19 protein-coding genes and 1 riboswitch are annotated in these 26,553 nt (G+C 62.8%); of the genes, 13 read left to right on the plus strand and 6 right to left on the minus strand.

Annotated features, from left to right (window positions below; all coding sequences use genetic code 11):
- Nucleotides 1-23 precede the first annotated feature (23 nt).
- A complete protein-coding gene (locus JS536_RS02740) occupies nucleotides 24-1,595 on the plus strand; it encodes a DUF5060 domain-containing protein (RefSeq protein WP_214355659.1) in 1,572 nt (523 codons plus the stop codon).
- A gap of 115 nt (nucleotides 1,596-1,710) precedes the next feature.
- Here the strand turns inward: JS536_RS02740 and JS536_RS02745 are convergent, their stop codons facing one another.
- Nucleotides 1,711-2,739 (minus strand): TDT family transporter, encoded by a 1,029-nt coding sequence (locus JS536_RS02745; RefSeq protein WP_214355660.1) that lies wholly within the window; start codon nucleotides 2,737-2,739, stop codon nucleotides 1,711-1,713.
- 85 nt (nucleotides 2,740-2,824) lie between these two features.
- Here JS536_RS02745 and JS536_RS02750 point away from each other — a divergent pair, with 85 nt between their 5' ends.
- A complete protein-coding gene (locus JS536_RS02750; protein WP_214355661.1) occupies nucleotides 2,825-3,475 on the plus strand; it encodes a GDSL-type esterase/lipase family protein in 651 nt (216 codons plus the stop codon).
- Between the two features lie 130 nt (nucleotides 3,476-3,605).
- Here JS536_RS02750 and JS536_RS02755 read toward each other — a convergent pair whose 3' ends face one another.
- Together JS536_RS02755 and JS536_RS02760 are read right to left on the minus strand one after the other, a co-directional pair.
- Nucleotides 3,606-4,796, minus strand: coding sequence for an MFS transporter (locus tag JS536_RS02755; protein ID WP_214355662.1), 1,191 nt, complete (start codon nucleotides 4,794-4,796; stop codon nucleotides 3,606-3,608).
- A 260-nt stretch (nucleotides 4,797-5,056) separates the two neighbouring features.
- Nucleotides 5,057-5,674, minus strand: a complete 618-nt coding sequence (locus JS536_RS02760; RefSeq protein WP_214355663.1) for a TetR/AcrR family transcriptional regulator — start codon at nucleotides 5,672-5,674, stop codon at nucleotides 5,057-5,059.
- A gap of 283 nt (nucleotides 5,675-5,957) precedes the next feature.
- On the opposite strand from JS536_RS02760, the gene JS536_RS02765 reads away from it, so the two are divergent.
- From JS536_RS02765 to JS536_RS02775, 3 genes are all read left to right on the plus strand, one after another.
- Nucleotides 5,958-7,217, plus strand: a complete 1,260-nt coding sequence (locus JS536_RS02765) for an MFS transporter (RefSeq protein ID WP_214355664.1) — start codon at nucleotides 5,958-5,960, stop codon at nucleotides 7,215-7,217.
- 163 nt (nucleotides 7,218-7,380) lie between these two features.
- On the plus strand, nucleotides 7,381-9,060 hold the full coding sequence (locus JS536_RS02770) for a CocE/NonD family hydrolase (protein WP_214355665.1): 1,680 nt from the start codon (nucleotides 7,381-7,383) through the stop codon (nucleotides 9,058-9,060).
- Nucleotides 9,061-9,121: 61 nt separating this feature from the next.
- Nucleotides 9,122-10,042, plus strand: coding sequence for an alpha/beta hydrolase (locus JS536_RS02775; RefSeq protein WP_214355666.1), 921 nt, complete (start codon nucleotides 9,122-9,124; stop codon nucleotides 10,040-10,042).
- A gap of 323 nt (nucleotides 10,043-10,365) precedes the next feature.
- Here JS536_RS02775 and JS536_RS02780 read toward each other — a convergent pair whose 3' ends face one another.
- A complete protein-coding gene (locus JS536_RS02780; RefSeq protein ID WP_214355667.1) occupies nucleotides 10,366-10,965 on the minus strand; it encodes a TetR/AcrR family transcriptional regulator in 600 nt (199 codons plus the stop codon).
- Nucleotides 10,966-11,294: 329 nt separating this feature from the next.
- On the opposite strand from JS536_RS02780, the gene JS536_RS02785 reads away from it, so the two are divergent.
- The 4 genes from JS536_RS02785 to JS536_RS02800 all read left to right on the plus strand — a co-directional run bounded on the left by JS536_RS02785 (nucleotide 11,295) and on the right by JS536_RS02800 (nucleotide 18,197).
- Nucleotides 11,295-13,553, plus strand: a complete 2,259-nt coding sequence (locus tag JS536_RS02785; protein ID WP_214355668.1) for an exo-alpha-(1->6)-L-arabinopyranosidase — start codon at nucleotides 11,295-11,297, stop codon at nucleotides 13,551-13,553.
- A 236-nt stretch (nucleotides 13,554-13,789) separates the two neighbouring features.
- On the plus strand, nucleotides 13,790-14,263 hold the full coding sequence (locus tag JS536_RS02790; protein WP_109056580.1) for a MarR family transcriptional regulator: 474 nt from the start codon (nucleotides 13,790-13,792) through the stop codon (nucleotides 14,261-14,263).
- Nucleotides 14,260-16,185, plus strand: a complete 1,926-nt coding sequence (locus JS536_RS02795) for an ABC transporter ATP-binding protein (protein WP_214355669.1) — start codon at nucleotides 14,260-14,262, stop codon at nucleotides 16,183-16,185. Before JS536_RS02790 ends, JS536_RS02795 begins: the two co-directional genes overlap by 4 nt.
- Complete coding sequence (locus tag JS536_RS02800) at nucleotides 16,182-18,197, plus strand: ABC transporter ATP-binding protein (protein ID WP_214355670.1); 2,016 nt, start codon at nucleotides 16,182-16,184, stop codon at nucleotides 18,195-18,197. The genes JS536_RS02795 and JS536_RS02800 overlap by 4 nt, the downstream gene beginning before the upstream one ends.
- Before the next feature lie 165 nt (nucleotides 18,198-18,362).
- Here JS536_RS02800 and JS536_RS02805 read toward each other — a convergent pair whose 3' ends face one another.
- A complete protein-coding gene (locus tag JS536_RS02805; RefSeq protein WP_214303814.1) occupies nucleotides 18,363-19,091 on the minus strand; it encodes a class I SAM-dependent methyltransferase in 729 nt (242 codons plus the stop codon).
- A gap of 155 nt (nucleotides 19,092-19,246) precedes the next feature.
- A riboswitch (TPP riboswitch) is annotated at nucleotides 19,247-19,339 on the minus strand.
- A gap of 287 nt (nucleotides 19,340-19,626) precedes the next feature.
- Here JS536_RS02805 and JS536_RS02810 point away from each other — a divergent pair.
- Genes JS536_RS02810 through JS536_RS02820 form a run of 3 tightly spaced genes read left to right on the plus strand, consistent with a single transcriptional unit; the run spans nucleotide 19,627 to nucleotide 23,134 of the window.
- Nucleotides 19,627-20,379 carry an ATP-binding cassette domain-containing protein gene (locus JS536_RS02810; protein ID WP_214355671.1) on the plus strand — a complete coding sequence of 251 codons (753 nt, stop codon included), beginning with the start codon at nucleotides 19,627-19,629 and terminating at the stop codon, nucleotides 20,377-20,379.
- Entirely contained in the window at nucleotides 20,376-21,629 is a 1,254-nt protein-coding gene (locus tag JS536_RS02815; RefSeq protein WP_214355672.1) for an ABC transporter permease, read from the plus strand. The genes JS536_RS02810 and JS536_RS02815 overlap by 4 nt, the downstream gene beginning before the upstream one ends.
- Nucleotides 21,630-21,643: 14 nt before the next feature.
- On the plus strand, nucleotides 21,644-23,134 hold the full coding sequence (locus JS536_RS02820; RefSeq protein WP_214355673.1) for an ABC transporter permease: 1,491 nt from the start codon (nucleotides 21,644-21,646) through the stop codon (nucleotides 23,132-23,134).
- Here the strand turns inward: JS536_RS02820 and JS536_RS02825 are convergent.
- Nucleotides 23,118-25,205 carry a 1-deoxy-D-xylulose-5-phosphate synthase gene (locus JS536_RS02825; RefSeq protein WP_240544214.1) on the minus strand — a complete coding sequence of 696 codons (2,088 nt, stop codon included), beginning with the start codon at nucleotides 25,203-25,205 and terminating at the stop codon, nucleotides 23,118-23,120. The two genes, JS536_RS02820 and JS536_RS02825, sit on opposite strands and share 17 nt — an antisense overlap.
- Before the next feature lie 329 nt (nucleotides 25,206-25,534).
- Between JS536_RS02825 and JS536_RS02830 the strand changes: the two genes are divergently transcribed.
- Nucleotides 25,535-26,527: a zinc-binding dehydrogenase gene (locus JS536_RS02830; protein WP_214355675.1), complete on the plus strand. Its 993-nt coding sequence runs from the start codon at nucleotides 25,535-25,537 to the stop codon at nucleotides 26,525-26,527.
- Nucleotides 26,528-26,553: the final 26 nt, after the last annotated feature.

Genomic DNA, 26,553 nt, shown 5'->3' on the forward strand with positions numbered 1-26,553 from the left:
GAGACGATCCGAACGGAGATGCAATGGAGCAATATGGCCTGGCTGAAATCGAACTGAACGGTACCTCGGACGGCAATCCGTATGTGGATGTCGATGTGTACGCCACTTTTACGCACGCCGGCACCGGCCGTACCGTTGAGGTCGGCGGCTTCTACCGCGGCGCCGGTCGCTATGCCGTGCGCTTCATGCCGGAATCGGCCGGTGAATGGACGTACGTGACAGCCAGCAATGATCCCGCGCTCGACGGGATTGCCGGCACATTCATTGCGGAACCGCCATCGCCGGACAATCATGGACCCGTGCGACTTGCCGCCGACGTGCTGAACGGCGAGGCCGCGGCGGCGTACGGACGGGAACTGCCATATCGCTTCTGCTATGCGGACGGCACCCCGTACCAACCGTACGGCACCACCTGCTATGCGTGGATCAACCAAGCGCCGGACGTGCAGGAACGGACGTTGACGACGCTCGCGCAGGCACCGTTCAACAAAATCCGCATGTGCGTGTTCCCCAAGTTCTACGACTTCAACACCGCCGACCCAGCCATGTTCGCCTACGAGGGCTCGATGGCTCACGGATTCGACCACACGCGCTTCAACGAACCGTTCTTCGCCAATCTCGACCGGCGCATCGCACAGCTCGCCGAACTCGGCATCGAAGCGGACATCATCCTGCTGCACCCGTACGACAAGCCCGAATGGGGTTTCTCCCGCATGTCCAAGGCCGATGACGAGCGCTACCTTGCCTACATGGCCCGCCGTTACGGCGCATACCGCAACGTGTGGTGGTCGCTGGCCAATGAATACGACCTCATGCCGTGGAAGAGCCGCGGTGATTGGCGTGACTACGCGCACGTAATCATGGCCAATGATGCGTTCGGCCATCTGCGTTCGGTACACAACTGCGTCACCCTGTACGACTGGGGTGAGGATTGGGTTACGCACTGCTCGTACCAGCGCGTGGACGTGACCCGCACCACCGAGCCGATCGCCGAATACCGCAAACGCTACGGCAAACCGGTCATCTGCGACGAGCCCGGTTACGAAGGCAACATCTACTGGGGTTGGGGCAACCTGCCCGGCACCGAACTCATGCGCCGCTTCTGGGAAGGCGCGATGCGCGGCGGCTCCGTGACCCACGGTGAGACGTACATCGACCGCGGTCCGCAGATCTGGTGGGCGCACGGCGGCGAACTGCACGGAGAGGCGCCGGAACGTATCGCGTTCATGCGGTCGGTGTTCGCCGAGGCGCCGCTCGATGCCGCGCCGCTGGATGAGATGCTGCCGCCGGATGCCGTGTGGCCGCTGGCGGTTGCGGCTGCCGATCCCTCCCCTATGACCCCTGCGCAGGAGAAGGCCATGCAGTATTGGGACGTGCCAGTACTGCGCTCCGGCCTCGACTGGCAGCTCGTGTACTTCGGCTGGTACCGGCCTGCCTGGCGCGATTTCTTGCTACCGGCCGGCCGCCGGTACATGGTCGACGTGATCGACACTTGGAACATGACCGTCGAGACGCTGCCCGGCACCCACGAGCGCACCGTGCGCGTGCCCCTCGGCCGCCAATGGCTGGCCGTCCGCATCCGTCGTGTGGAGTGATTGGCAATCGAGGGGACGCCGTTATGCGCGGACGGCAGACGCCGATGAGAAAAGCGACGGTATCTGCTGCCCGCGCCAACGTTCGGTATGGTTGATTGCCTACTGATCTCATCGTTCACCGTTTCCATGGGTGCCGGATGAATATGATGGCGACCGCGACCACCAGCGAGCAAGCCAGTGCCGTTTCACCGATTTGCAGCCATTGGAACCATGCCGGAATCAGCCACCCTTCCTGTGCAAGGACGTCCAGCGCATTGCGCAGAGCGGTCGCGGTGATGACCATCGGAAACGTGAACGCCGCCCAGGCGGGGGAGACGGGTGCCGCGAGCATCCAAGGCAGCAGTATGACAGCGAACGCGAACAGCAATTGCGCGCAGGTAATCAGCATCAGCATGAACAGGGGATTGTGCCGTGGGTACGTGGAGGTGTAGGACGCGACGAGCAAACTGACCGGGGCCGTATAAATCGCCATCGTCGGTCGGATGGCGTCGGGCAGGCCGAACCATGCGATGCGGGTGGAAATCAGCATCAACATCACGATGTCAATGACGAATCCCACATGGAAGATTACACGCCCGGCCCAGGGGAGTCTGACCATGCCGGAAGTAACTGCTGCCACCAGAATGCCCACGAACCCGACCAGCCATGCCGGACAGACGTTTTCGAGTTGAAAGCCATGCATGACGAATCGCCAAAGCAGGTATCCCATCAGCAGTGCAATGGTCGCGGCTCCGATCCACCAGAGGATGCGTGCGCCCAGTAACCCCGCATGTCCGAAGCGGATCAGATACGTCCCCAAAGTGATTATCGCCATCGGCACTGTTGTCGTCAGCGGTGCGATTAGCGGATTGCAGTAATCGAAAACAAGGCTTCGGCGAACGTTCGAATTACGGATCGCGTGCAGGTGACGTCCCAATACCGGAACCAGAAACACAAGTCCGAATCCCGCGCACACGATGTGCACCGGTGTCCACCATGGCTCCGGTAGCATCGATGGCAGGAGATTGCCCAGCGAGAATATCGCCAGGGCGAGTCCAGCCTGCGGAATAGGGGCGGCATGGGTCTCCGATGTGCGGGAAGTGAGGTCGACGGGTATACCCGCGGCGTGCTCGGACCGTGATGAATTGTTGCGACACTGGAGCATATGACATATTATAGTAAGTACTTACTTACTTTCCAAAACACTGGGTCGACCATGGAAGGCCCGGCGCTGCAAAGGAACATCTCATATGGACCTCAAGGAATATTTCGCACTGGAGAAGCGGCAGAAAATCGAACAGTTCCGTCGTCTGAACCGATTTGCCAAGAAAGGGCAGATTGTGTTCGCCGGTTCGTCGCTCGCAGAACAGTTCCCGCTCAACGAGCTCATGCTTGACCGTGGCATCAAGACCGTCATGTACAACCGCGGGGTCGGCGGATTCACCACACAGGAGTTCGCCGACAACTTGGATGTACTGGTGCTCGACCTTGAGCCGCGCAAGCTCTTCATCAATATCGGCACAAACGATCTGAACGGGTCCGACTTCGACATCGAGGCATTCGCCGCCCGCTATGACGGCATCATCGGGTCCATCCAGGACACCTTGCCGCTTACTGCGATATACATGATGGCCTACTATCCGGTCAACGAGGCGATGCTGGCGGCGAATGGACCAGCCGGGGCAGGATTCGCGCACCGCACGAACGCGCGCATCGATGAGGCCAACGCCCGCGTGCGCGCGATCGCGGATGCACGTGGCGCCGGCTACATCGACGTGACGGCCGGATTGCGCGACGGGTCCGGCGCCCTTAAGGCCGAATACAGCAAGGAGGGACTGCATTTCTATGCCGATGGTTATGCGGCCATCTTCGACAACCTCATGCGCTATGCGCTCGATTGATTGCGCCGCAGCCCATATTCCATATGGGCGTTGAATGCATGTTCGTCAGGCGGGCCTTCCGATGATTCCGGTCGGTGCCGACTGACGGACGTTTGCTGTGCGGACTGTGCCGTGAGTGCTTCGTTGCCCCTTATTCCGTAACGGTGTAGATGCGTATCGGACGCAGGTGGTAGGCCATGCAGGCGGCGATGGAAGCCAGCACATAGGCGAGGGCGCTGACGATCAGCGACGGCGCGTAGGAGCCGAGCATGTCGTAGATGGCGCCGTGCGCGGTCAGTGCGATGGCGGAAGCCGACGATGTGAATATCGCGTATCGCGAGAAGATCAGACTATAACTGCGCGGACCGAAGCATGTGCGGACCAACCATGGCATGCTGACCAGCAGTAGCCCTTGTGCGATGCCACCCAACACGCCGAAGAACACGGAGGCCGTTGGGGTGTGCGCGAGCAGTAGGCCGATCCATCCGGTCACACCGATCGCCGCATAACCGGCGATGACATAGTATGCGCGGAAGCCATCCAACAGCATGCCGATGACGACCTTGCCGATGGCCGCGCCAAGCATGATACCGGTCACCACGGTCGCACCTTGCTGCAACGTCATGCCTTGGGAGATCTCATAGCCGGAGATGTGTTGGATAAGTCCGGAATTGAACTGAAGCATGAAAGCGGCGAGGATGATCAGCACGAACGAGCGGCTGCGGAAGGCGTTTTTCGCGCTAAGACCGGCGCGAAGTGGCGCGGACGCCTGTTGCCGTGCGGATGCGCCGTATGCCTGCTCGCCCTTGGCCGGATCGGGCCGGAAGGTCAGAAACGTCGCCGAGAACGGCAGAATGAGCAGGGCGACGGCCATACCGGTGATGAAATAGGAACGTCGCCAGCCCCATGTGGTGATCATGGTGGAGACCACGGGATTGAAAATGGCTCCACCGATGCCGCTCAATCCCAGCGCAATGCCGAGAACCGTGCCTTGCCTGGCCTGGAACCAGTTGGACAACAGTGCCGACGGGGCCAGATAGATTGCGATGGCATAGCCGGCGCCGAGGAAGGCGAAGGCCACGTAGAACTGCCAGATTGCGGTGAAGCGGGAGCATAGCATGAACACTGCGGCGCACGTGGCAACCGCCAGCGAGAGTACGACGCGGGAATCGAAGCGGCTCAACAGCCGGCCTGCGAATATGGAGGTGACGGCGGCCGTCGCGTATTCGATGGAGATGGGCAGCGCCACCTGTGCATGGGTGATGCCGAGTTCCTGGGCAAGCGTGGAGAAATACAGTCCGGGCGTGTTGATGACCAGGCCGTAGCCGATGCAGGAAAGCATGCAACAACCTGCGAAGACCAGCCACGGTTTCCAGCGGTTTGCTGACTTCGTGTGGTTCGCGTGTGGGGGAGTGGAGGTGTTGGCGTGTTCGGCTAATTCCTCATCGTTTGATTGCTCGGTTTCCTGCATCGGGTCTCCATTTTCCGCAAATAGGTAAGTAATTATTTACTAACCATATTCTTATATATCGAGAACCGGGGATGAGGGGTCGCCAATCGGACTGCAAATGTTGGTTGGTTGATCTTGGCTGGGCGCTAGATCTAGCGATAGCCTTCCCAGTGCGGCAGCGGGAAGAGGATGTCCTCGTATTCGGCCCAACTTGCAAGATAGTCGATGCTCGGTTCGCCGAGCCAACGCATCTGCAGGCCCTCCATGGCCGAGCCGATACACATTGAAAGCATGCCGATCTTGTGCGGTGTGTCGTATTCGGGTGGCAGCTTCCAGGGGTAGTGGGAGATCATTGCGCGCATGCGGTTGCCGCGTTGCGCGAAGTATTCATGGGCCGGGTGGCTGGGATCGATGGCTTCGGCGCGTAAGACCAGATACAACTGTGTCAGCTGGGGTCGCTTCAGGTTGTATTGGGCGATCTGGCGGTAGTACTCGGGCATGAGCAAAGGGGATTGTTCGCGCTGCTCGTCGGTGAGCGCGAGTCTGCTCCCGATATATCCCCTATCGGCTTCGTTGGTGTCGTCATATCGCTGCAGCACCAGCGTCAGCAGTCCGTTCTTGTTCTTGACGTACTTGAGTAGTCCCGCCTGTGTGATGCCTACGCGGTCGGCCACCTCCTGAATGGTCATGCCGTAATAACCACGTTCGGCCACTACCTGGGTGGCCGCATCGGCAATTTCCTTCATGCGTGCTTCGCCGCGTGTGCCCATGCCTGTATTTCCCTCCTGGTTTGGCGGTGTCTCTGTTGATCTCCGCGAGCCTGATGCCGGGGCTGATGCCGCACGGGAGATGCCGTTTCGTTGTTCTGTGCCGATTGTACGGCCAGTCGGCTGTCTGATGCGGCGTGTCGCCGGTTTGACACGAAAGTAAGTAAGTACTAACTTATCGTATATCACAAAAGTAAGTACTTACTTACCAACTGATGCGGCGATTTTGCAATCTAGGAAGTCGCCGGCGGCAAACAATTCACATCACGCGAACATGGAGGTTCGGATGTCAGCCAATAAGTCTTCGGCCCGCTCCTGGTGGGTCTTCATCGGATGCTGCGTGCTGTCCCTGGTCGGATTCGGCCTGATCGTCAACACGCCCGGTCTGTACTTCACCACACTGGGTGAGGTGCTAAACGTCTCTCGTACCCAAATTGCATTGGCCACATCCATCATGGCTTTTGCCGCCTTGCCAGCCATGCTGGTAGCCGGCAAGGTCATGAAACTCGTGGATGCGCGCATTCTCATCAGCGTGTGCGTCATCGGTGTGGCCGCCCTGTTCTTCATCCAGTCGTTCTTCAACGCCGTCTGGCAGTTCTATGTCTCCTTCGCGTTGATGGGCATCCTCTACGTCATCCCGATTACGCTCGCCCCCAGCGTGCTGCTTGCTAACTGGTTCGAGGCCAAGCTCGGTACCGTGATGGGCATCGCGCTCGGCTTGTCCGGCATCGGCGGCACCATTTTCAACCCGGTCGTCTCCTGGTTCATCACCAACCTCGGTTGGCAGAACTCCTATCGCATCACCGCGGTCATTCTGCTCGTGTGCATTCTGCCGTTCTCCCTGTTCGTGTTCAAGTTCCGCCCTGATGAGTCTAAGGGCGAATATGCCTACGGCCATGTCGAAACCAAGACTGAGGAATCCGGCAAGGGCGACGTCGAATTGCCGGGCATGGCCGCCAAGCAGGCCTTCCGTACGCCGACCTTCTTCCTGTTCGCCGCCGTCTCCGTGCTGCTGCAGATCGTGGCGGCCGTGGTACAGCACATTTCCAGTCATGAGATCGCCCAAGGTCTGACCTTGGAGCAGGGTGCGCTCGTCGTTTCCGGCATCATGCTTGGCGCAGCCGTTGGCAAGGCCAGCATCGGCATCCTGCTCGACTACCTCAAGCCCGAACTCGCCATCGTCATCTACTCCCTCATCGGCCTGTCCGGCTGGGGTCTCATGGCCGTCGCCACCACGCCCACTCCGGCCATCGCCGCCGGCTTCATGGCCGGCATCGGCCAGGGCGTCGTGCTCGTGGCCCTGCCCTGGTTCATCCGCCAGTCCTTCGGCCAGCGCGATTACAGTGAGATTCTCTCCATCGTCGGTATGCTTGGCGGCATCGCTTCCGCCATCGCCGTCACCGCGCACGGCGCTGTGTTCGACGCCACCGGTTCCTATGTACCGTCTTTGTTCGGCAACGTGGCTCTGTATGTCGTCGCTGCCATCTGCATGGTTATCGGCTTCCGTATGCGCCCGTTCAAGGCGATCGCCAAGTCTGGCAAGTGATCGCAGATTACGTAATCCGGCACCGCGTGGCTGCGCTCTCCTCCTCGTGCGGCCGCGCGGTTTGACCTTCTCCGACTTCACCTTTCTTCCTTCAATCCATCGACACTGATCGGCATCGTGCATCGACGCACGTATGTCTCAATAAATAAAAAAGGAGCATCCCATGAGCGACATCGACGATTTCCTGACCCGCTACCTTAACAACATCACCAACCAGTACGAGTCCTCCCGCTTCAAGCCTGAATATGAGCCCGGCGAACGCGAGACCACCAAGGTCGTCTGTCGTGACGGCGTGGAACTCACTGTTGACATTTACAAGCCCGCCACCCCCGGCCCGTGGCCCACCATCGTGGTTCGTTGCCCCTACCCGCAGCAGGTCGAGCTGTGGAAGCTGCATGGCGAACAGCTCAACCGCCGCGGCTACGCGATGGTGTGCGAATGGTGCCGCGGCACTTACACCTCAGGCGGTACGTGGGAGCCGAACGTCAACGAACGCAATGACGGCGCCGACCTGCTCGCCTGGTGCGAGCAACAGGACTGGATCGATGTGATCGGCCTCTGGGGTACTTCTTACCTGTCCCTGACCTGCTGGACCGTGGCGGACATCACCACCCCGAAGGTCGCCTCCATCTGTGCCAACCACTACGGCACCGACCGCTTCTCCTCCGCCTACCAGAAGGGCTCCTTCCGCTGCGATGTGCTCACCGCCTGGGCCATGCAGAACGCCGGACATCCAGTCTCCGCCGACTACCTCGAATCCGCCCGTCATCTGCCGCAGATGACCGTCGACGAGGACATGTGGGGCGGACGTCTCGACTGGTACCGCGACTGGATCAGCCATCCCAAGGGTACCGACTCCTACTGGGACGAAGGATTCTGGGGCTTGCTCAAGCAGATTCCGAGCCGCGTCAAGGTGCCGATGTTCATCCACGAAGGCTGGTTCGACCATCACCTCGGCAGCGCCCTGACCGGCTACGCCGCCCTCAACGAGGACATCAAGAAGCACTCCTGGCTGCGCATCGGATGCTGGAACCATTACTTCCTGAACCCGCTGGAGGGCCTGGAACCCGAGAACCTGGACGCCACCGAGGTGCCCGCCGCACTCGAATGGTTCGATTTGACGCTCAAGCAGAAGAAGACCCCGGAACGCAAGGTGGAATACTACGAGGTCGGCGACGACTCCTGGCATACCTCCACATCCTGGCCGCTGCCCGCCGAGGACACCAAGCAGTTCAAGCTGTATCTGGCCGAAGGCGGTTCCCTGACTGGTGCCGCCGCGCAATCCGCGTCGAGCGTCGAGTACGACTACGATCCTGAGAATCCTGTCATGACTCGTGGCGGTGAGGCTCTGCTGACCACCATGAACGAGATCGGCGCGCGCATTCAACCTGAACCCGGTTACCGTGACGATGTCATCACCTTCGAATCCGAGCCTCTGGAACACGACCTGCACATCCAAGGCGAAATCAGCGTGGACCTGTACGTCTCCTCCAGTGCGCCGGACACCGCCTTCACCGCCAAGCTCATGTGCGTGGATCCGGACGGTACCGCCCGCAACTACCGCACCTCCATCACCACCATCGGCTTGGACACGCCTGATGCCGCGCCATACACGCCGGGTGACGTGCGTCGCGTGACTATCGACATGTGGGACATCTGCTGGAAGGTGCCCGCGGGATCCCGCATCCGCTGCGACATCTCCTCCTCCGACTTCCCGCAGTACGCCGTACACACCAATCACGCCGGTCTGTGGAGCGAGCAGACCGAAACGCAAGTGGCGCATCAGACCATCCACATGGGAGCCGATGCCCCGTCCGCCATCGTGCTGCCGGTGCGTGGCTGAGCCGCGAGCGACAACAAATCAGTAATCTGGACTTCAATTACAAGCAAAGGAAACGAACATCATGATTAGTCAGGAAGCGCGCGACCTGTTCACCACGAATGTGGCGGCCATGACCGCCGGGGACGCGCCGCATCTGGCGGCCCAAGTGCTGCCGGAAGGTGTGGAGCGCCGCAAGGATATCGCCTATGTGGATGATGGCAGCGACGCCCATCTGCTGGACGTGTATGCGCCGGCCGATGCCGAGGACGGCACCAAACTGCCGGTGATCGTGGACTTCCATGGCGGTGGCCTGTACTACGGCAACAAGGAGAACAACGAGTGCCGCGACATGCTGCTCGCCAAGCAGGGATTCGCCGTGGTCAACGCCAACTATTCGCTGGTGCCCTCGGTGAGCTTCCCCACACAACTTCGGGACGCGATGGCCGTGCTCGATTGGATCCGCGACCATGGCGCCGAATACGGTCTCGACACCGAGCGCGTATGCGTGACCGGCGATTCCGCGGGTGGTGCGCTGGCCCTCTACCTCACGGCCGCCAACGGTTCGCCGCAACTGGCGGGAGCTCTGGGACTCAAACCTTCCGGCGTCGACGTGAAGGCTCTCGTGGTGACCTCCGGTATGTTCCGCCTGTCCGGCGGGGTGCACGCCACCGCGCTGAGCTACTACATGGAAGGCTATCTGCAGACGCCGGCTGACCGCATCAAGATCACGCCGTACCTCGACCTGGACAAGCTCATCGTGGACGGTGCCGTGCCGCCGATCTACATGATCACCAGCGTGGAGGATTTCATCGCGGACAACACCTACGAGCTGGCCCGCATCCTGCATGCCCGTCACAAGGACCACGCCATGAGCGTATGGCCCAAGGGCACCGAGCGCGCGCTGGGCCATGTGTTCAACATCGTGCAGGCCGGCGATCCCGAAGCCGCCGAAGCGCATCAGGTGATCCGCGACATCGCCGACTACTGCAAGCACTATTTGTGATTGATCACAAATAGGTGACCTAGAAGAGGTTGGAATGCCAAAAACTGGCCATCCAACCTCTTTTTCATTGCTCAGCGAAGTCGATTGTCCGGTTACTGGATAGAGAACTTCGATGAAATGATGTCAGTGAAGTCGATGCGAGGTTTTTGCTCGTTCGGCTTCACTGAAGGAATTGAGTGAGGTTCACAGGCCGGCTTGTGGCCGAACGGCTTCGATGCAAATTTGGAGTGGGAGGCCAGTGAAGTCTGCTGGGCATTGCTTATGCAGGCGACTTCGCGTTATTGGAGGTAAAGAGGTCATGAAGCCCCTGACGTGGATTGGCCTTACCGGTACCCATCCCACATCGGCAGCGGCATGAGCACATCCTCGCAATCGGCCCACATGGCCGCAAGGTCCTGACCGGGCGTGCGCAGCCAGCGCAGCTGCAAGCCGTCCATCATCGAGAAGCCGGCCTGCAGCACGTGCTCCACACTCACGCCGTCCGGCACGCACCAGTTGATGTTCATGGCGTTGGACACGGCCTGTCGCTCGCGGTCGGCGAAATAGTCATGCGCCGGGTGCTCGGGATCCAGAGCCTCGGCGCTCAGTGTGGAGAACATGTGCACCAGCGCGGGCCGCTTGGCGTTCACCGCCACGATGCGCCGCCACATATCCGCGATGAGCGGGCGTCGTTCGGTCACCATGGCGGCCATGATGTCCAACGTCTCCCGGTCGTACACTTCGCCCAGTACCAGGCTGAGCAGTCCCTCTTTGCTGCCGACATAGTGCAGCACGCCGGCCTTGGTGAGGCCCACTTTGGTGGCGATACGCTGCAGCGACGTGCCGTAGTAGCCGAGTTTGCCGAATGATTCGACGGTCGCATCGATGATGGCGTTGCGGCGGTCGTCCGCCTGCGCGGTGGGGGAGGATGTGGTATCGCTCATACGGGCCTCTTCTCTGCTTTCCGTCTCTGAGAGCGTGGCGGTCGAATACGCCGTGCGATGCGCGTGGTTGCGCCGAGCCACTCTCCGTTGGTGTGCCGGCTCTTGCCGAAGACAAGAATACTCGTAACCTTACGGTCGGTTAGTAGTGATTTCAAATGATTTCGGCGTGTTGTGCTATCGATTTTGATAATCTACCTACCAACCGGTCGGTCGATAGAAAATCGGCTGAAGGGATTCGCGGACGAATCCTGGGCGGCATGCGGCCAGACATGCCGCAGCAACCGCGCGAGACCAACATGCAATCGCACGACTCAAGGAAAGAGGCACACATGAGCGAGCACACCTACCCCTCCGTCAAGGACCTGACCCTCGAAGAGAAGGCCTCCCTCACCTCCGGCGGCGACGCCTGGCACCTGCAGGGCGTCGAGTCCAAGGGCATCCCCGGCTACATGATCACCGACGGCCCCCACGGCCTGAGGAAGTCCCTGGCCGCCAGCACCGGTGAAACCGATCTGGATGCCTCTGTACCCGCCACCTGCTTCCCGCCCGCGGCCGGCCTGTCCAGCTCGTGGAACCCGGAGCTCATCCACAAGGTCGGCGAGGCCATGGGCGAGGAGTGCATCCAGGAGAAGGTCGCCGTCATCCTCGGCCCCGGCGTCAACATCAAGCGCAACCCGCTCGGCGGCCGTTGCTTCGAGTACTGGAGCGAGGATCCGTACCTGGCCGGCCATGAGGCCGTCGGCATCGTCGCGGGCGTGCAGTCCAAGGGTGTGGGCACCTCGCTGAAGCATTTTGCCGCCAACAATCAGGAAACCGACCGTCTGCGCGTGGACGCTCGCATCTCCCAGCGCGCCCTGCGCGAGATCTACCTGCCGGCCTTCGAACACATCGTCAAGACCGCCCAGCCGTGGACCATCATGTGCTCCTACAACCGCATCAACGGCGTTCACTCCGCCCAGAACCACTGGCTGCTCACCGACGTGCTGCGCGGCGAATGGGGCTTCGAGGGCATCGTCATGTCCGACTGGGGTGCCGACCACGACCGCGTGGCCTCCCTCAACGCCGGCCTCAACCTGGAGATGCCGCCGAGCTTCACGGACGATCAGATCGTCTACGCCGCCCGCGACGGCCGCATCGACCCCGCCCAGCTCGACCGTATGGCCCAGGGCATGATCGACCTGACGAACAAGGCCCGCGCCGCCATGAGCATCGACGGCTACCGCTTCGACGTGGACGAGCATGACGAGGTCGCCCACCAGGCCGCCGTCGAATCGATGGTGCTGCTCAAGAACGAGGATGCAATCCTGCCGCTCGACCCGAACGGTGGCAAGAAGATCGCCGTCATCGGCGAATTCGCCCGCACCCCGCGTTACCAGGGCGGCGGCTCCTCGCACATCACCCCCACCAAGATGACCTCGTTCCTCGACACGCTCGCCGAACGCGGCATCAAGACTGACTTCGCCCCCGGCTTCACGCTCGACCTCGAGCCGGCCGACCCGGCGCTGGAGGCCGAAGCCGTGAAGGCCGCCGAGGCCGCCGACGTGGCGCTCGTGTTCCTGGGCCTGCCCGAAGCCGCCGAATCCGAGGGCTTCGACCGCGAAACCCTCGACATGCCGGCCAAGCAGATCGACCTGCTGCGTCGCATCGCCGCTGTCAACGAGAACGTGGCCGTGGTGCTGTCCAACGGTTCGGTCGTCTCCGTGGCTCCGTGGGCCGACTCCGCCAAGGGCATCCTGGAATCGTGGCTGCTCGGCCAGGCCGGCGGCCCCGCGCTCGCCGACGTGATCTTCGGCGAGGTGAGCCCCTCCGGCAAGCTCGCCCAGTCCATTCCGCTGGACATCAACGACGACCCGAGCATGCTCAACTGGCCCGGCGAGGAAGGCCATGTGGACTACGGCGAAGGCGTGTTCGTCGGCTACCGCTACTACGACACCTACGGCAAGGCCGTCGACTACCCGTTCGGCTACGGCCTGAGCTACGCGACCTTCGAGATCTCCGATGTGACCGCGGCCAAGACCGGCGCCAACACCGCGTCCGTGACCGCCACCGTGACCAACACGTCCGACGTGGCCGCCGCCGAAACCGTGCAGGTGTACGTGGCGCCGGGCAAGGCCGACGTGGCCCGTCCGTCCCACGAGCTCAAGGGCTTCGAGAAGGTGTTCCTCAAGGCCGGCGAGTCCAAGACCGTGACCATCGACCTCGACGAGCGCGCCTTCGCCTACTGGTCCGAGAAGTTCAACGACTGGCACGTGGAATCCGGTGAGTACGGCATCGAGGTGGGCACCTCCAGCCGCGACATCGCCGCGACCGTGACCGTGGAGCTTGACGGCGACGGCAAGTCCCTGCCGCTTGACGAATGGTCCACCTACGGCGAATGGGAATCCGACCCGGTGGGCGGCAAGGTGGTCGAGGCCGCTGCCGCCGCGGCCGAAGCCGGTGCCGATGGCCTGCCCGTCCTGCCGAACAACGCCATGATGCGCATGTTCCTCAAGTCCATGCCCATCAACTCGCTGCCGACCCTGCTCGGCGAGGCCGGCAAGACCCTCACCTCCTACCTGCTCGACGAATACGCCAAGCTGACGAAGTAGTGTGTCGGCCGCGTAATCGGCATGACGTGTAAATCCGGCTCCCCTCCCCGAGGGGAGCCTAAGTCATATCCGAGGCATCCTGTCCTCGCGGCTCGCCTGCGACCACCCGCGACACGCCGATTGTTGTATCTGCAACTGTTGTATGCGGTACCTATTATCATTTTTCGTTGCATATACAACAGTTGCAGGTGCGACGTATATGTCAAAACAGTCGGGCAATCGAATGGGGGAGCGATATGGATCATCATGCCCTCAGCGTCGAAATGCGCTCACTGAGCAAGGCCGTGGATCGGTATCTGGGCGAAAGCATGCCGGAGTCGGCCCGTATGGCCACCGGCGGCAACGCCCATATCATCATTTTCCTGGCGCGCAACCGTGACCGCGATGTCTATCAGCACACCATAGAGCAGAAGTTCTGCATCACACGTTCCACCGCGTCGCGCGTATTGACGCTTATGGAGAAGAAGGGGCTGATCGTGCGCGAGCCGGTCGCCCATGATGCCAGGCTCAAGCGCATCGTGCTCACCGACAAGGCGGACGCCATCGTGGCCGATCTCAAAGCGAACGGCGAGCGCGTCGAAAAGATGCTGCTCAAGGGACTCACCGCCGAGGAACAGGCGGCCATGCGTGATTACGTCAGACGCATGCGGGCGAACATCGACGCCGCACAACGGGAATACGAACAAGACATGAAGGAGGAGAGCAAATGAGCGATACGACCGACAAGGTCGGCGAGAACAACATCGTCGCCACCGAAACGGCGATCGAACAGTCGCGCAAAGCCACCGAGCCGGACCGGCCGAAGCACGTCATCCGCACGCTGGGCAAGTCCATGCGCGAGTACACCAAGGAAAGCTGGCTGGCCCCGCTGTTCGTGACCATCGAAAGCATCCTGGAAATCGTGATCCCCACGGTCATGGCCGCGCTCATCGACCAGGGCATCACCGACGGCAGCATGCCGGCCATCGTCAAGTTCGGCCTGATCCTGCTGGCCTGCTCGCTGATTTCGCTGGCCTGCGGCTTCCTGGCCGGAAAGTTCGCCGCCATCGCGGCCGCCGGCTTCGCGAAGAACCTGCGTCACGACCAGTTCGAGAAGGTGCAGGGCTTCAGCTTCACCAACATCGACCGCTTCTCCACCGGCTCGATCATCACGCGACTGACCACCGACGTGACCAACCTGCAGAACGCCTACGCCATGATGATCCGCATGGGCGTGCGCGCCCCGATCATGGTCGTGGTGGCCTGGATCTTCTCCTTCCGCATCAGCCCGTCCATCTCGATGGTGTTCCTGGCCTGCATCCCGATCCTGGGCCTGGGCCTGTGCGGCCTGGCGGTGCTGGTGCACCCGGTGTTCGAGCGCGTGTTCCACACGTACGACGCGCTCAACAACGTGGTGGACGAGAACCTGCAGGGCATCCGCGTGGTGAAGTCCTACAACCGCGAATCCTTCGAGATCTCCAAGTTCGACCGCATCTCCAAGCGCATCTTCAAGGACTTCACGCTCGCCGAGCGCATCATGAGCTTCAACAGCCCGATCATGATGTTCTGCATCTACGGCTCCATGATCCTCATCTCCTGGATGGGTGCCCAGCAGATCGTCGCCTCCGGCAACAACGCCGCGATGGGCCTGACCACCGGCGACCTGACCGCACTGGTCACCTACGCCATGCAGATCCTCATGTCCATGATGATGCTTTCGATGATCTTCGTCATGTTCATCATCTCCCAGGCCTCCGCCGAGCGTATCTGCCAGGTGCTGCAGGAGCAGAGCACCGTGACGGACCCGGCCAATCCGGTCGACTACGTGGCGGACGGCTCCATCGAATTCGACCACGTCACCTTCCGCTACTCGGACAACTCCGAGAAGCCGGTGCTTGACGATATCGACCTCAAGATCGCCTCCGGCATGACCGTGGGCATCGTGGGCGGCACCGGTTCCGCCAAGTCCTCGCTGGTCCAGCTGGTCCCGCGCCTGTACGACGTTTCCGCCGGAACGCTCAAGGTCGGCGGCCGCGACGTGCGCGACTACGATCTGGAGGTCCTGCGCGACCAGGTGGCCATGGTGCTCCAGAAGAACGTGCTGTTCTCCGGTACCATTGCCGAGAACCTGCGCTGGGGCAACCCGGAGGCCACGGACGAGGAGATCCGCCACGCCTGCCAGCTCGCGCAGGCCGACGGCTTCATCCAGGAGTTCCCGGACAAGTACGACACGTACATCGAACAGGGCGGCACCAACGTCTCCGGTGGCCAGCGCCAGCGCCTGTGCATCGCCCGCGCGCTGCTCAAGAAGCCGAAGATCCTGATCCTGGACGACTCCACCTCCGCCGTGGACACCAAGACCGACCAGCTGATCCGCGCCGCGTTCCACCACGAGATCCCGGACACCACCAAGATCATCATCGCCCAGCGCGTGGCCTCGGTGCAGGAATCGGACATGATCCTCGTGATGGACGAGGGCCGCATCATGGCCCGCGGCACGCATGAGGAGCTGCTCGCCACCTGCGACGAATACCGGTCCATCTACGAATCCCAGACCAAGAACACCGCCGCCGGCCAGGCCGAGCTCGAACAGGCCGCGGCACGCGAGGCCGCAGCCGTGCGCGGCGCCGAACAGGAAGGAGAGGCACGATGAGCGAGAAGCAGAACTTCAAGGACCGCAAGCCCGCCATGGGCAAGCCGGCTCCCGGCACCACCAAGCGCATCTTCGGCTACATCCTGCAATACAAGTGGCGCGTGACCGCCATCGTGGTCTGCATCCTCGTGGGAGCCGCCGCGCAGGCCGGCTCCGCGCTGTTCCTCCAGTCCCTCATCGACACGTACATCCTGCCGATGGTGGGTGCCAAGAACCCCGACTGGGGTCCGCTGCTGCGTGCGATCACGCTCATGGGATGCCTGTACCTTGCCGGCATCGTGGCGAGCTGGCTGTGGCAGTGGCTCATCGTCACCGTCGAGCAGGGCACGCTCAAGAAGATCCGCGATGACATGTTCGCCCACCAGCAGCACCTGCCGATCCGCTACTTCGACACCAACGAGCACGGCGACATCATGAGCCGCTACACCAACGACACCGATACGCTGCGCCAGGCCATCAGCCAGTCGTTCCCGCAGATGTTCGCCTCGCTGATCTCGGCGATCGCGGCCGTCATCTCCATGCTGTGGCTCTCCGTGCCGATCACCGTGTTCGTGCTGCTGTTCACCGTGCTGCTGTTCTTCATCGTGCGCAAGGTGGTCTCCCGTGCGGGCCGTTACTTCGTCAAGCAGCAGCAGTGGCTGGGCGACGTGAACGCCTTCGTGGAGGAGTCCGTGAACGGCCAGAAGGTCATCAAGGTCTTCAACCACGAGGATGCCACGCAGGACACCTTCGACAAGAAGAACCAGGAGCTGTTCGAGGCCTCCGCCGAAGCGAACACCTGGGGCAACGTCACCATGCCGATCGTGGGCAACATGGGCTACATGCTCTACATCCTGCTCGCCATCGTGGGCGGCGCCATGGCGCTCGCCGGCGTGGGCAACTTCGGCCTGTCCGGCTTCGGCTCGCTCACCCTCGGCACGCTGATCTCGCTGCTGACTCTCTCCCGTTCGTTCATCAACCCGCTCGGCCAGGTCTCCATGCAGCTCAACATGGTGATGATGGCGCTCGCCGGCGCTTCCCGCATCTTCGCGCTGATGGACGAGCCCGTGGAACAGGACGGCGGCACCGTGACGCTGGTGAACGTCGAACTCGGCGAGGACGGCCACACCATGACCGAAGTGGACCACGAGACCGGCCACTGGGCATGGAAGCGCGAGGCCGGCGACGACGGCACCCGTTCCCTCAAGGCCGCCGAAAAGCTGCGCGGTTCCGCCCGCGAGGTGGCCATCAAGGCCAAGGAACAGGCGATCACCTCGCCGGACGGCCGGTACACGCTGCTCAGGGGCGACGTGCGCTTCACCAACGTGACCTTCGGCTACAACCCGGACAAGCCGGTCCTGCACGACATCACCTGGTTCGCCAAGCCCGGCCAGAAGGTGGCGCTGGTCGGTGCGACCGGTGCCGGCAAGACCACGGTGACCAACCTCATCAACCGCTTCTACGACATCCAGGAAGGCCAGATCCTCTACGACGGCATCTCCGTGGCCGGCATCAGGAAGCCCGATCTGCGCCGCTCGCTGGGCATCGTGCTGCAGGACGTGAACCTGTTCACCGGCACCGTGATGGACAACATCCGCTACGGCCGCCTGAACGCCACGGACGAGGAGTGCATCGAGGCCGCCAAGCTGGTGAACGCGGACAGCTTCATCCGCATGCTGCCCAACGGCTACCAGACCGTGCTCGAGGGCGACGGTTCCGGTCTGTCCCAGGGCCAGCGCCAGCTCATCTCGATCGCCCGCGCCGCCGTGGCCGACCCGCCCGCGCTGATCCTCGACGAGGCCACGTCCTCCATCGACACCCGTACCGAGGAAGTGGTGCAGGCCGGCATGGACGCGCTGATGAAGGGCCGCACGGTCTTCGTGATTGCCCACCGCCTGTCCACCGTACGCAACTCCGATGTGATCATGGTCCTCGACCACGGCAACATCATCGAGCGCGGCTCCCACGACGAGCTCATCGCCCAGAAGGGCGAGTACTACCAGCTCTACACCGGAGCGGTGGAACTGGAGTAGCAGCGGTCCGAACGCCGTTTTCCGGCTCCCCTCCCTGAGGGGAGCTGTCAGCGAAGCTGACTGAGGGGAGCTGCGGCGAAACCTATGTATTTGCACATACAAAACGGGTTCCAACGATTCATTTCCGTTGGAACCCGTTTTGTGTTGCGTTTTATCCTCGCGCCGCTACTTCTCCGCCACGATGGCGACGTAGCCGCCCTTGGTGTAGCCCTCGGAGGGCTCCTCGACGCCGCGGTTGGTGTAGACCGGGTTGGCCACGAGCGTCTGAGCGTACTGCAGGTTCTTCAGGCCGAGCTGGTCGGTCAGGATGCCGATCTTCTCCTCGGTGGTGTGCCAGTACGCGGACTTCGCGAGCTCGATGGGGTAGGGGAGCTCGGGCATCGTGCCTTCGAGCTCGTGGCTGGAATAGCCGTCCTGCACGGAGGCGAGCAGGTACATGAGACCGTAGGCGCTCTCCTTCGGCACGTCGATGAGAACGAGCTTGCCGCCGCTTTTCAGCGCGTCGAGGCAGTTGCGGTATGCGACGGTCAGGTCGGGGATATAGCTGGAGCTGCCGTTGAAGTAGATCACGTCGTATGTGTCCGCGGGCAGGTCGGCGGTTTCGGCGGTGCCGATCTGCACTTCCATGCCGCGCTTGCGGGCGATGGCGGCCATGTCCTCGGACGGTTCCACGCCCTCGGTGACGGTCAGACCGTACTCGTCCTTCAGCGCCTTCTCGAACAGGCCGCTGCCGCAGCCGACGGACAGAATCCTGGCATCGGCGCCGTCTCCGGCGACACCGGCCAGGTCAAGGGAAAGCTTGAGCAGCTTGAGCTCGCTGAGGAACACGTTCTCGTTGGCGATGAACCAGCTGTCGTAGTCCGCTGCGTATCCGTCGAATTTGGCCTTGGTCATGGCGATTCCTTTACTCCGTGCGCTTCATGAGCGCGTCATGAAACACTTCGTGGGCTGTGCCGCGCGCATTCGTCGTGCGCGGCACAGCCCGTTATCGTTATTGCGGCCAGAGCATCGAAGGCGCCGGATCACCGCTTCGTAACCTCGGACCTTCGCGGAACAACACGTTGCTTCCCTACGCGAGCATTGCCTCACAGGTTCAAAGGGTCCCAAACGGTCTCAGCGAAATCGCTCCCCTAGCCGCATCCCAGTCTAGCCATGCCGGGCGCGATTGGGAAGGTTCCGGCTCCGGCCCCGAGTGTCGCAGGGCCGTCACCGCCACCTCGGAGATGTCACCCCGGAGCCGCCATCAGGGAACACCCTTACGGGGTGCGAAGCCTGAACGTCCGCACTAGACTTGCTGGAAAACGTGCGAGAAGGAAACATCGTCGCAATCCATCCGCGGTCCATTCCGCGGCATGATTCATGTGGCATGATTCCGCCGATCGCACCGACCGTCCGCCAACGGCGACGAACGAGAGAGAAGAAGGTGCGTGTGCCCCGACCCATCATCGAAGTGAGAAACCTGCGCAAGGAGTACCCCGTCGAGGACGAGACGGTGGTGGCGCTCGACCGCGTGAACCTCGCCATACCCCAGGGCCAGATCTGCTGCATCTTCGGCGAATCCGGCTCCGGCAAATCCACCCTGCTCAACCAGCTCGCCGGCATGGAGAAGCCCACGCGCGGCGGCGTGCGCATCGGGGGAGTGCCGGTCAGCAAGCTCAGCGAACGCGAACTCGCCGCCTTCCGGCAGAAGCATCTCGGATTCGTGTTCCAGTCGTACAACCTCCTGCCGAACCTCACGGCCGTGGAGAACGTGGCCATGCCGCTCATGTTCCGCGGCGTACCCAAGGACCAGCGCGAACGCGCGGCCCGTGGCGTCCTGAAGCGCGTGGGACTCGGCCATCGTCTCGGCCACTATCCCCGGCAGATGTCCGGCGGCCAGCAGCAGCGCGTCGGCATCGCCCGCGCGTTCGTGACCAAGCCGGAGGTGGTGTTCGCCGACGAGCCCACCGGCAACCTCGACTCCAAAACCAAGGCCGAGGTCATGGACATGATCTGCGCGTTCGCCCATGACTTCAACCAGACCATCGTGCTGGTCACGCATGATCCGCAGATGGCCTCCTACGCCGACCGCATCGTCACGCTGCTCGACGGCAAGATCGTCGACGACCGGCTCAACCAGCCCACATCATCCGCACAACCCATTATTCCGTCCACCCCAGCAGTTCAAGGAGCTGACCGATGAAGCACATCACCAACCGCACCCTCGCCGTCATCGTGGCGCTGTTCGCCACACTCGCACTGGCGCTCACCGTCATCTCCCTGCCGCACCCCGCCTACGCCGTGGACGAGGGTGGCGACTCCTCCCAAGGTGCGGACACCGCCCCCGTGGGCGGCCCGGTGCCGAACATCATCGTCACCAACTTCACGTACGGCGGCGAATCCGTGCCCGCCGGCTCCGATTTCAACCTGGACTTCACCTTCCAGAACATGGGACAGGTGGCCGTCTCGAACATGGTGATCACCGTGGACGGCGGCGAAAGCTTCGCCATCGCGGGCGGCACGAACACGTTCTACGTGGACTCGCTGTGGGCCGGATACGCCATGACTCAATCCGTGCCCATGCAGGCCCTGGCCTCCGCCAAGTCCGGCGCGCAACCCGTCACCGTGAGCTTCAAATACGAGTACGTGGACGCCGGCTCGCGCTCCTCGAACCAGTCCGACATCAAGATCTCCGTGCCTATCAGCCAGCCCGACCGCTTCGAGATCAACGACCCGGTGCTGCCGGACCAGGCCTTCGCCGGCGAGGAGACCACGCTCACCATGGAGTACGTGAACAAGGGCAAGGGCGACATCTCGAACGTCGAGGCCACCATGGAGGGCGAGGGCTTCGATGCCACCATGAAGACCCAGTACGTGGGCAACGTGGCTTCCGGCGCCACCGGTTCGATCGGCTACGCCTTCACGCCGCAGGCCTCCGGCGAGCTGGACGCCAAGCTCAAGATCACCTACGAGGATTCGGACGGCCAGACCAAGACCAAGGAATTCCCGGTCAAGCTCACTGTCAGCGATCCGATGCCCGTGGACGACGGCGGCGTGGTCGATCCGAACGCGAACGTGGACACCAACCAGGGCGTGCCGTGGTGGGTGTGGGTCGTGGCCGTGGTGGTCGTGGCCGGCGTGATCGTGCTGATCGTGGTGATCGTGCGCCGCAAGCGCAGGAAGAAGGCCAAGGACGACATCGATGAGGAGTGGGATGACTGGGCCGGTTCCGGCGACGGTGATTCCACCGGCGGAGCCCGTCAGGTCAAGTCCGATGGCGATGGGTCCGTCAGCGGTGCGGGTGCGTCCGGCACCGGTGACACCGCCGCCACCCAGGTCATCGCTCCCGCTGCATCCCCCGCAGACCCCGCCAACGACGCCGACGCCGCAAACGGTGCCGCCCAGGCCAAGCCGGGCAAGTCCCGCTTCTCCGGCCCGTTCCACAAGGCCTGACGAAAGGCCCTGCCATGCGATTCGGCGATATCCTGCGACTATGCCGCCAGAACCTCTGGCGACGCAAATCCCGCACCATTCTGACCGTGCTCGGCGTGATCGTGGGCTGCTGCTCCATCGTGCTCATGGTTTCCCTGGCCCAGGGAATCAACGAGCGCAACGAGCAGACGCTCAAGCAGATGGGCGACCTGTCCATCGTGACCGTGTACATGAACGGCGGCGGCACGGTGAACACCGGCTCGGGCACCGAAACCATCAAACTGGACGACAAGGCGATCGAATCCTTCCGCCAGATCGAAGGCGTCTCCGGTGTGACCCCGATGATGAACTTCCCGTACAACGCCACGCTCAAGGCCGGCGCCGGCGGCAGGTACGTCGCCGACTACGTGCAGATCATGGGCATTGACATGGACCAGTTCGAGCGTATGGGCTACAAGCTCAAGGACGGTGCCATGCCCTCCAAGGATGGGCAGGTGCTGATCGGCGAATGGACCGCCTACGACTTCATGGACATGCTCAAAGGCGGCGACATGCGCTACGCCAATCGCGGCGACGGCAGCTATTCCTGCACCTACAACGAGGCCACCGGCGAATGCGAGGAGCCCGAGGACCAGGAGCCGTTCTTCGACCCGATGAAGACGCAGATTACGCTCGTGACCGGCGCCGATTATCAGGGCGACCCGTCCACCATGCAGATGTACGGCAACATGGGCGGCACCGGCACGCAATCCGAGACGGTGAGCCTCGACCTGAACGTCTCCGGCATCGTCAAGGCGGATGGCAACAAGGGCTACGCCACCTCCAGCGGACTGGTCATGAGCGTTGACGATCTCAAGGCACTGATCGCCAAGGTGAACCCGTCGGCCGCCAAGCAGGGCACCACCTACGATCAGGTGCTGGTCAAGGCCGCCGATCTGACCTCCGTGCCCGAAGTGGAGTCGCAGCTCAAATCCATGGGCTACGAGACCTACTCCTACGAGGACATGCGCAAGTCCATGGAGGAGCAGACCCGCAGCATCCAGATCATCCTGGGCGGCATCGGCGCGGTGTCCCTGCTGGTGGCGGCCATCGGCATCGCCAACACGATGGTCATGTCCGTGACCGAACGTACGCGCGAGATCGGCATCATGAAAGCGCTCGGCTGCTATGTGCGCGACATCCGCGTGATGTTCCTGACGGAGGCCGGCGCGATCGGCTTCTTCGGCGGGCTCATCGGCTGCGTGCTGAGCGGGCTGATATCGCTGGGCATCAACCTGATAGGCATGACGTACTTCGCATCGATGTACGACGTCAGCACAAGCGACGCCGAATCGCTCTCGTTCGGGGAACGATTCTGGCAGGCGCTGGTCGGCGGCGAGGATGTGACGCGCTTCTCGGTGATTCCCTGGTGGCTGTTCCTCTTCGCCATCCTGTTCTCCACGCTGATCGGCCTGCTCTTCGGCTTCGGCCCCGCCAACAAGGCCGTGAAGATCCCCGCCCTGGACGCGATCAAGAACAGCGAGTGACGGCGCTGACGATGGCCGGTACGGTCAGGCCGTAGCGTTCGTTGAGCTCGGCCAGCGGGATGCGGTCGGTGAACTCCTTGGCGGCGCCGAAGTTCAGCACGTGCGGGTTGCGTCCGGTGTGCTCGGCGTGACCGGTGCCGTCGCCGCCTGCGATGCGGTGATTCGCGTAATACGCGGTCACCTTCTCGCCCCAGCCGCCTTCCAGCTGGCCGTCCTCCAATGTGACGACAAGCCCGTGGCGCTCGCGCAACGACTCCAGCACGGCGGTGTCCAGCGTGCTGCACTGTCTCGGGTCGATGACCGTCGCATCGATATTGTGTTGCTCGGCCAGTTCGACGGCCGTACGCTCGGCCAGCGGGTACGTGTTGCCCAATCCGATCAGCGCCACGCGGGCCCCTGCATGTGTGATGCGCCACGACAGCATATCCGTATCCGAACGGCTTTCGGCGGCATCGCATACGTTGGCAGCGCCGCGCCCGCCCGTCAACGGCAGCAACGAGGCATCGCGCTCCGCCGCCAGAATCGGCTCGCCCGGCACGCGGATCACCACCGGGCCGTCCGGCGCGCCCGCGGCCCCGGCCGGCATTGTGGCCCACGCAAGTCCGGCCAGGAAATCGGCCTGCGAGGTCGGCGCCAGCATCGTCACGCCGGGGATGTTGGCGAACATCGCCACGTCGTACGCGCCGGAATGGGTGTTGTCTGAACCGGACAGACCACCCAGGAAATCCAGCACGGTCACGCGCGAACGGTTCAGACTCATCTCCTGGAAGAACTGGTCGTAGGCGCGCTGGAAGAACGAGGCCGTGGTGGCCACCACGGGCGTGCCGCCGGCCCGTGCGATGCCCGCCGCGAACGCCACCGCGTGCGATTCGGTGATGCCCGTATCCACGTAATGCGCGCCCGCGCGTTCACGGAACTCATGGGTGATGCCGTTGGAGCCCGGTGTGGCGGGGGAGATGACCACCAGTCCCGGCTCGGTGGCGAAACGCGGCTCGAGCGCGGCCATCGCCAGCTTGCCGTAATGCTTGCGCGGGTCGTCCGGACGACCGAGCGCGGCATCCGGGTTCTGCCAATGCGAAGCTTCGCACTGGCCTTCGTGCGGCTCGTGGTCGGACAGGTTGCAATGGTCCGAATGCCACGGTTCGGCGTGCGCGATGTTATCGGTGGGCTTGATGCCGATGTCGCCTCCGGGGTTTACGGCCCTGGCGCTTTCGCCCGCGGCGTCATGGGCGGCGTTCTCGGCAGTCATCGTCGTATCGAGGGACGGTTCGCCCGCATACCCCGCACCCTTCAGCGTATGGATATGCACCACCACCGGGTGGTCGGTGTCCTTCACCTCGTCGAACGCGGCGATGAGCGCGTCCACGTCGTTGCCGTGCTCCACATACCGGTAGTCGAACCCGAACGCCTCGAACAGGTTCGGCTGGGCCGTGCCGTCGGAGGCGCGCAGGCGGGCGAGCGGACCGTACATGCCGCCGAAATCGCCGGCGATGGACATCTCGTTGTCATTGACGATGACGATGATGTTGCCGCCCTGCTCCGCCGCGTTGTTCAGTCCCTCGAACGCCACGCCGGAACTCAGCGAACCGTCGCCGATGATGGCGATTACATTGCCGATGCCGCTGTCCGGGCCTTCCGTGTCGCGGGTCTTCGCCAGTCCGCACGCCAGCGAGATGGACGTGCCGGTGTGACCAAGCACGAACTGGTCATGCTCGCTTTCGTCCGGGTTCGTGAAACCGGTCACCTCACCGAAACGACCGGCGTCCAGATATGCGGCGGCACGGCCGGTGAGCATCTTGTGCACGTAGCTTTGATGGGAGACGTCGAACACGATGCGGTCGCGTGGCGAATCGAACACCTTGTGCAGGGCCACCGTGGCCTCCACCATGCCCAGATTGGATCCGATATGGCCGCCGTGCAGATGACCGTAATCCAGCAGCGTGCGGCGGATCTCGCGGCATAGCTCGTGCAGTTGCCCGTCGGAGAGGGCCTTGACGTCCGCCGGGCCGGTGATGTCACGCAGCAGGGGAGCGGAATCATCATGCTGTGTATTCACCGTGCCATCACCCATGCCGTTCATTCCTGCGAATCCCCTTCCAATGCCGATAACCTCAAAAGTCTTCTTAATGTCAAGACTGACCTGAGTCGTACGGGACTACCCCTCAGTCGGCTGAGCCGACAGCTCCCCTGACAAGGGGAGCCAAGAAAAAGAGGCATGTCATCCTATTTCAAAGCCTTATCCAAATGAGCCATGCTACCGTCCGATGACGGACCCGCGACGATCTGAACGGCAATGCGTCCAACATCTCCGTAAATCATGTGCGGCACCCTGTTTTCCGGGCCTCGGTGTGGGAGAATGATGGCGGTATTTGCCGTAGCACACCAGCAAAGGAGCTCGCCATGAAGGCCGTATACGCATCCACCGTCAACCCAGCCGAGCCGCTTACAGCACTGGAGGTGGGGGAGCGGCCGGAGCCGCAGGCCCGTCCGTACTGGTCCACCGTCTCGGTCAGGGCCGCGACCGTGAACCATCATGACCTCTGGTCGCTGCAGGGCGTGGGCCTCGCCGCCGAGCAGACGCCGATGATCCTCGGCACCGACGCCGCCGGCATCCTGGACGAGGACATCCCCGGCAAGCACGGCCTCAAGGCCGGCAGCGAAGTGGTGCTGTACACCTTCGTCGGCACGGACGGCGCGGGCGTGGCCCCCGGAGAACGCCGCACGATCCTTTCGGAGAAGTATCCCGGCACGTTGGCCGAGAAGACCGCTGTGCCCTCCGCCAACGTGTTCGTCAAACCCACGAACCTCACCATGGCGGAGGCCGCCGCGCTCGGCACCAGCTGGCTGACCGCCTATTCCATGCTGTTCAACGCGGCGAACGTCAAGCCGGGGGACACCGTGCTCATCCAGGGCGCCGGCGGCGGCGTATCCACCGCGGCCATCCAGTTGGCCCACGCGGCCGGCCTTGAGGTGTTCGTCACCTCGCGCAGCGAGGCCAAGCGGGCCAAGGCGCTGGAACTCGGTGCGGACGCCGCTTTCGAGACCGGCGCACGGCTGCCGCGCAAGGTGGATGCGGTCATCGAATCCGTGGGTGCCGCCACCTGGAGCCATTCGGTCAAATCCGTGCGCCCGGGCGGCACCATCGCCATCTGCGGCGCCACCACCGGCGACCGGCCCGGTGCGGAACTGACGCGCATCTTCTTCCAGGACATCCGCGTGCAGGGCAACACGATGGGCTCGCGCGAGGACTTCGCCCGCCTGCTGCGGCTCGTGGAGCATGCCGACCTCCATCCCGCCATCGATTCGGTGTACACGGGCCTTGACGCCGCGCCCGAAGCCTTCGCCAGGATGGTCGGCGGCGACATGTTCGGCAAGATCGTGCTGGAGGTCTGACCCTGCAGGCGAATCGGCACAGGGGA

Source organism: Bifidobacterium sp. SO4 (genome assembly GCF_018555355.1).
Classification (GTDB): Bacteria; Actinomycetota; Actinomycetes; order Actinomycetales; family Bifidobacteriaceae; genus Bifidobacterium; species Bifidobacterium miconisargentati.

What these genes read in the sequence shown, in the direction of transcription:
- JS536_RS02780 (WP_214355667.1), bottom strand. Translation starts at nt 10,965, where the DNA reads ATGAGCGATACCACATCCTCCCCCACCGCGCAGGCGGACGACCGCCGC.
- JS536_RS02740 (WP_214355659.1), top strand. Translation starts at nt 24, where the DNA reads ATGGAGCAATATGGCCTGGCTGAAATCGAACTGAACGGTACCTCGGAC.
- JS536_RS02800 (WP_214355670.1), top strand. Translation starts at nt 16,182, where the DNA reads ATGAGCGAGAAGCAGAACTTCAAGGACCGCAAGCCCGCCATGGGCAAG.
- JS536_RS02825 (WP_240544214.1), bottom strand. Translation starts at nt 25,205, where the DNA reads ATGGGTGATGGCACGGTGAATACACAGCATGATGATTCCGCTCCCCTG.
- JS536_RS02815 (WP_214355672.1), top strand. Translation starts at nt 20,376, where the DNA reads ATGAAGCACATCACCAACCGCACCCTCGCCGTCATCGTGGCGCTGTTC.
- JS536_RS02795 (WP_214355669.1), top strand. Translation starts at nt 14,260, where the DNA reads ATGAGCGATACGACCGACAAGGTCGGCGAGAACAACATCGTCGCCACC.
- JS536_RS02745 (WP_214355660.1), bottom strand. Translation starts at nt 2,739, where the DNA reads ATGCTCCAGTGTCGCAACAATTCATCACGGTCCGAGCACGCCGCGGGT.
- JS536_RS02830 (WP_214355675.1), top strand. Translation starts at nt 25,535, where the DNA reads ATGAAGGCCGTATACGCATCCACCGTCAACCCAGCCGAGCCGCTTACA.
- JS536_RS02760 (WP_214355663.1), bottom strand. Translation starts at nt 5,674, where the DNA reads ATGGGCACACGCGGCGAAGCACGCATGAAGGAAATTGCCGATGCGGCC.
- JS536_RS02820 (WP_214355673.1), top strand. Translation starts at nt 21,644, where the DNA reads ATGCGATTCGGCGATATCCTGCGACTATGCCGCCAGAACCTCTGGCGA.
- JS536_RS02770 (WP_214355665.1), top strand. Translation starts at nt 7,381, where the DNA reads ATGAGCGACATCGACGATTTCCTGACCCGCTACCTTAACAACATCACC.
- JS536_RS02765 (WP_214355664.1), top strand. Translation starts at nt 5,958, where the DNA reads ATGTCAGCCAATAAGTCTTCGGCCCGCTCCTGGTGGGTCTTCATCGGA.
- JS536_RS02785 (WP_214355668.1), top strand. Translation starts at nt 11,295, where the DNA reads ATGAGCGAGCACACCTACCCCTCCGTCAAGGACCTGACCCTCGAAGAG.
- JS536_RS02805 (WP_214303814.1), bottom strand. Translation starts at nt 19,091, where the DNA reads ATGACCAAGGCCAAATTCGACGGATACGCAGCGGACTACGACAGCTGG.
- JS536_RS02790 (WP_109056580.1), top strand. Translation starts at nt 13,790, where the DNA reads ATGGATCATCATGCCCTCAGCGTCGAAATGCGCTCACTGAGCAAGGCC.
- JS536_RS02750 (WP_214355661.1), top strand. Translation starts at nt 2,825, where the DNA reads ATGGACCTCAAGGAATATTTCGCACTGGAGAAGCGGCAGAAAATCGAA.
- JS536_RS02775 (WP_214355666.1), top strand. Translation starts at nt 9,122, where the DNA reads ATGATTAGTCAGGAAGCGCGCGACCTGTTCACCACGAATGTGGCGGCC.
- JS536_RS02755 (WP_214355662.1), bottom strand. Translation starts at nt 4,796, where the DNA reads ATGCTTTCCTGCATCGGCTACGGCCTGGTCATCAACACGCCCGGACTG.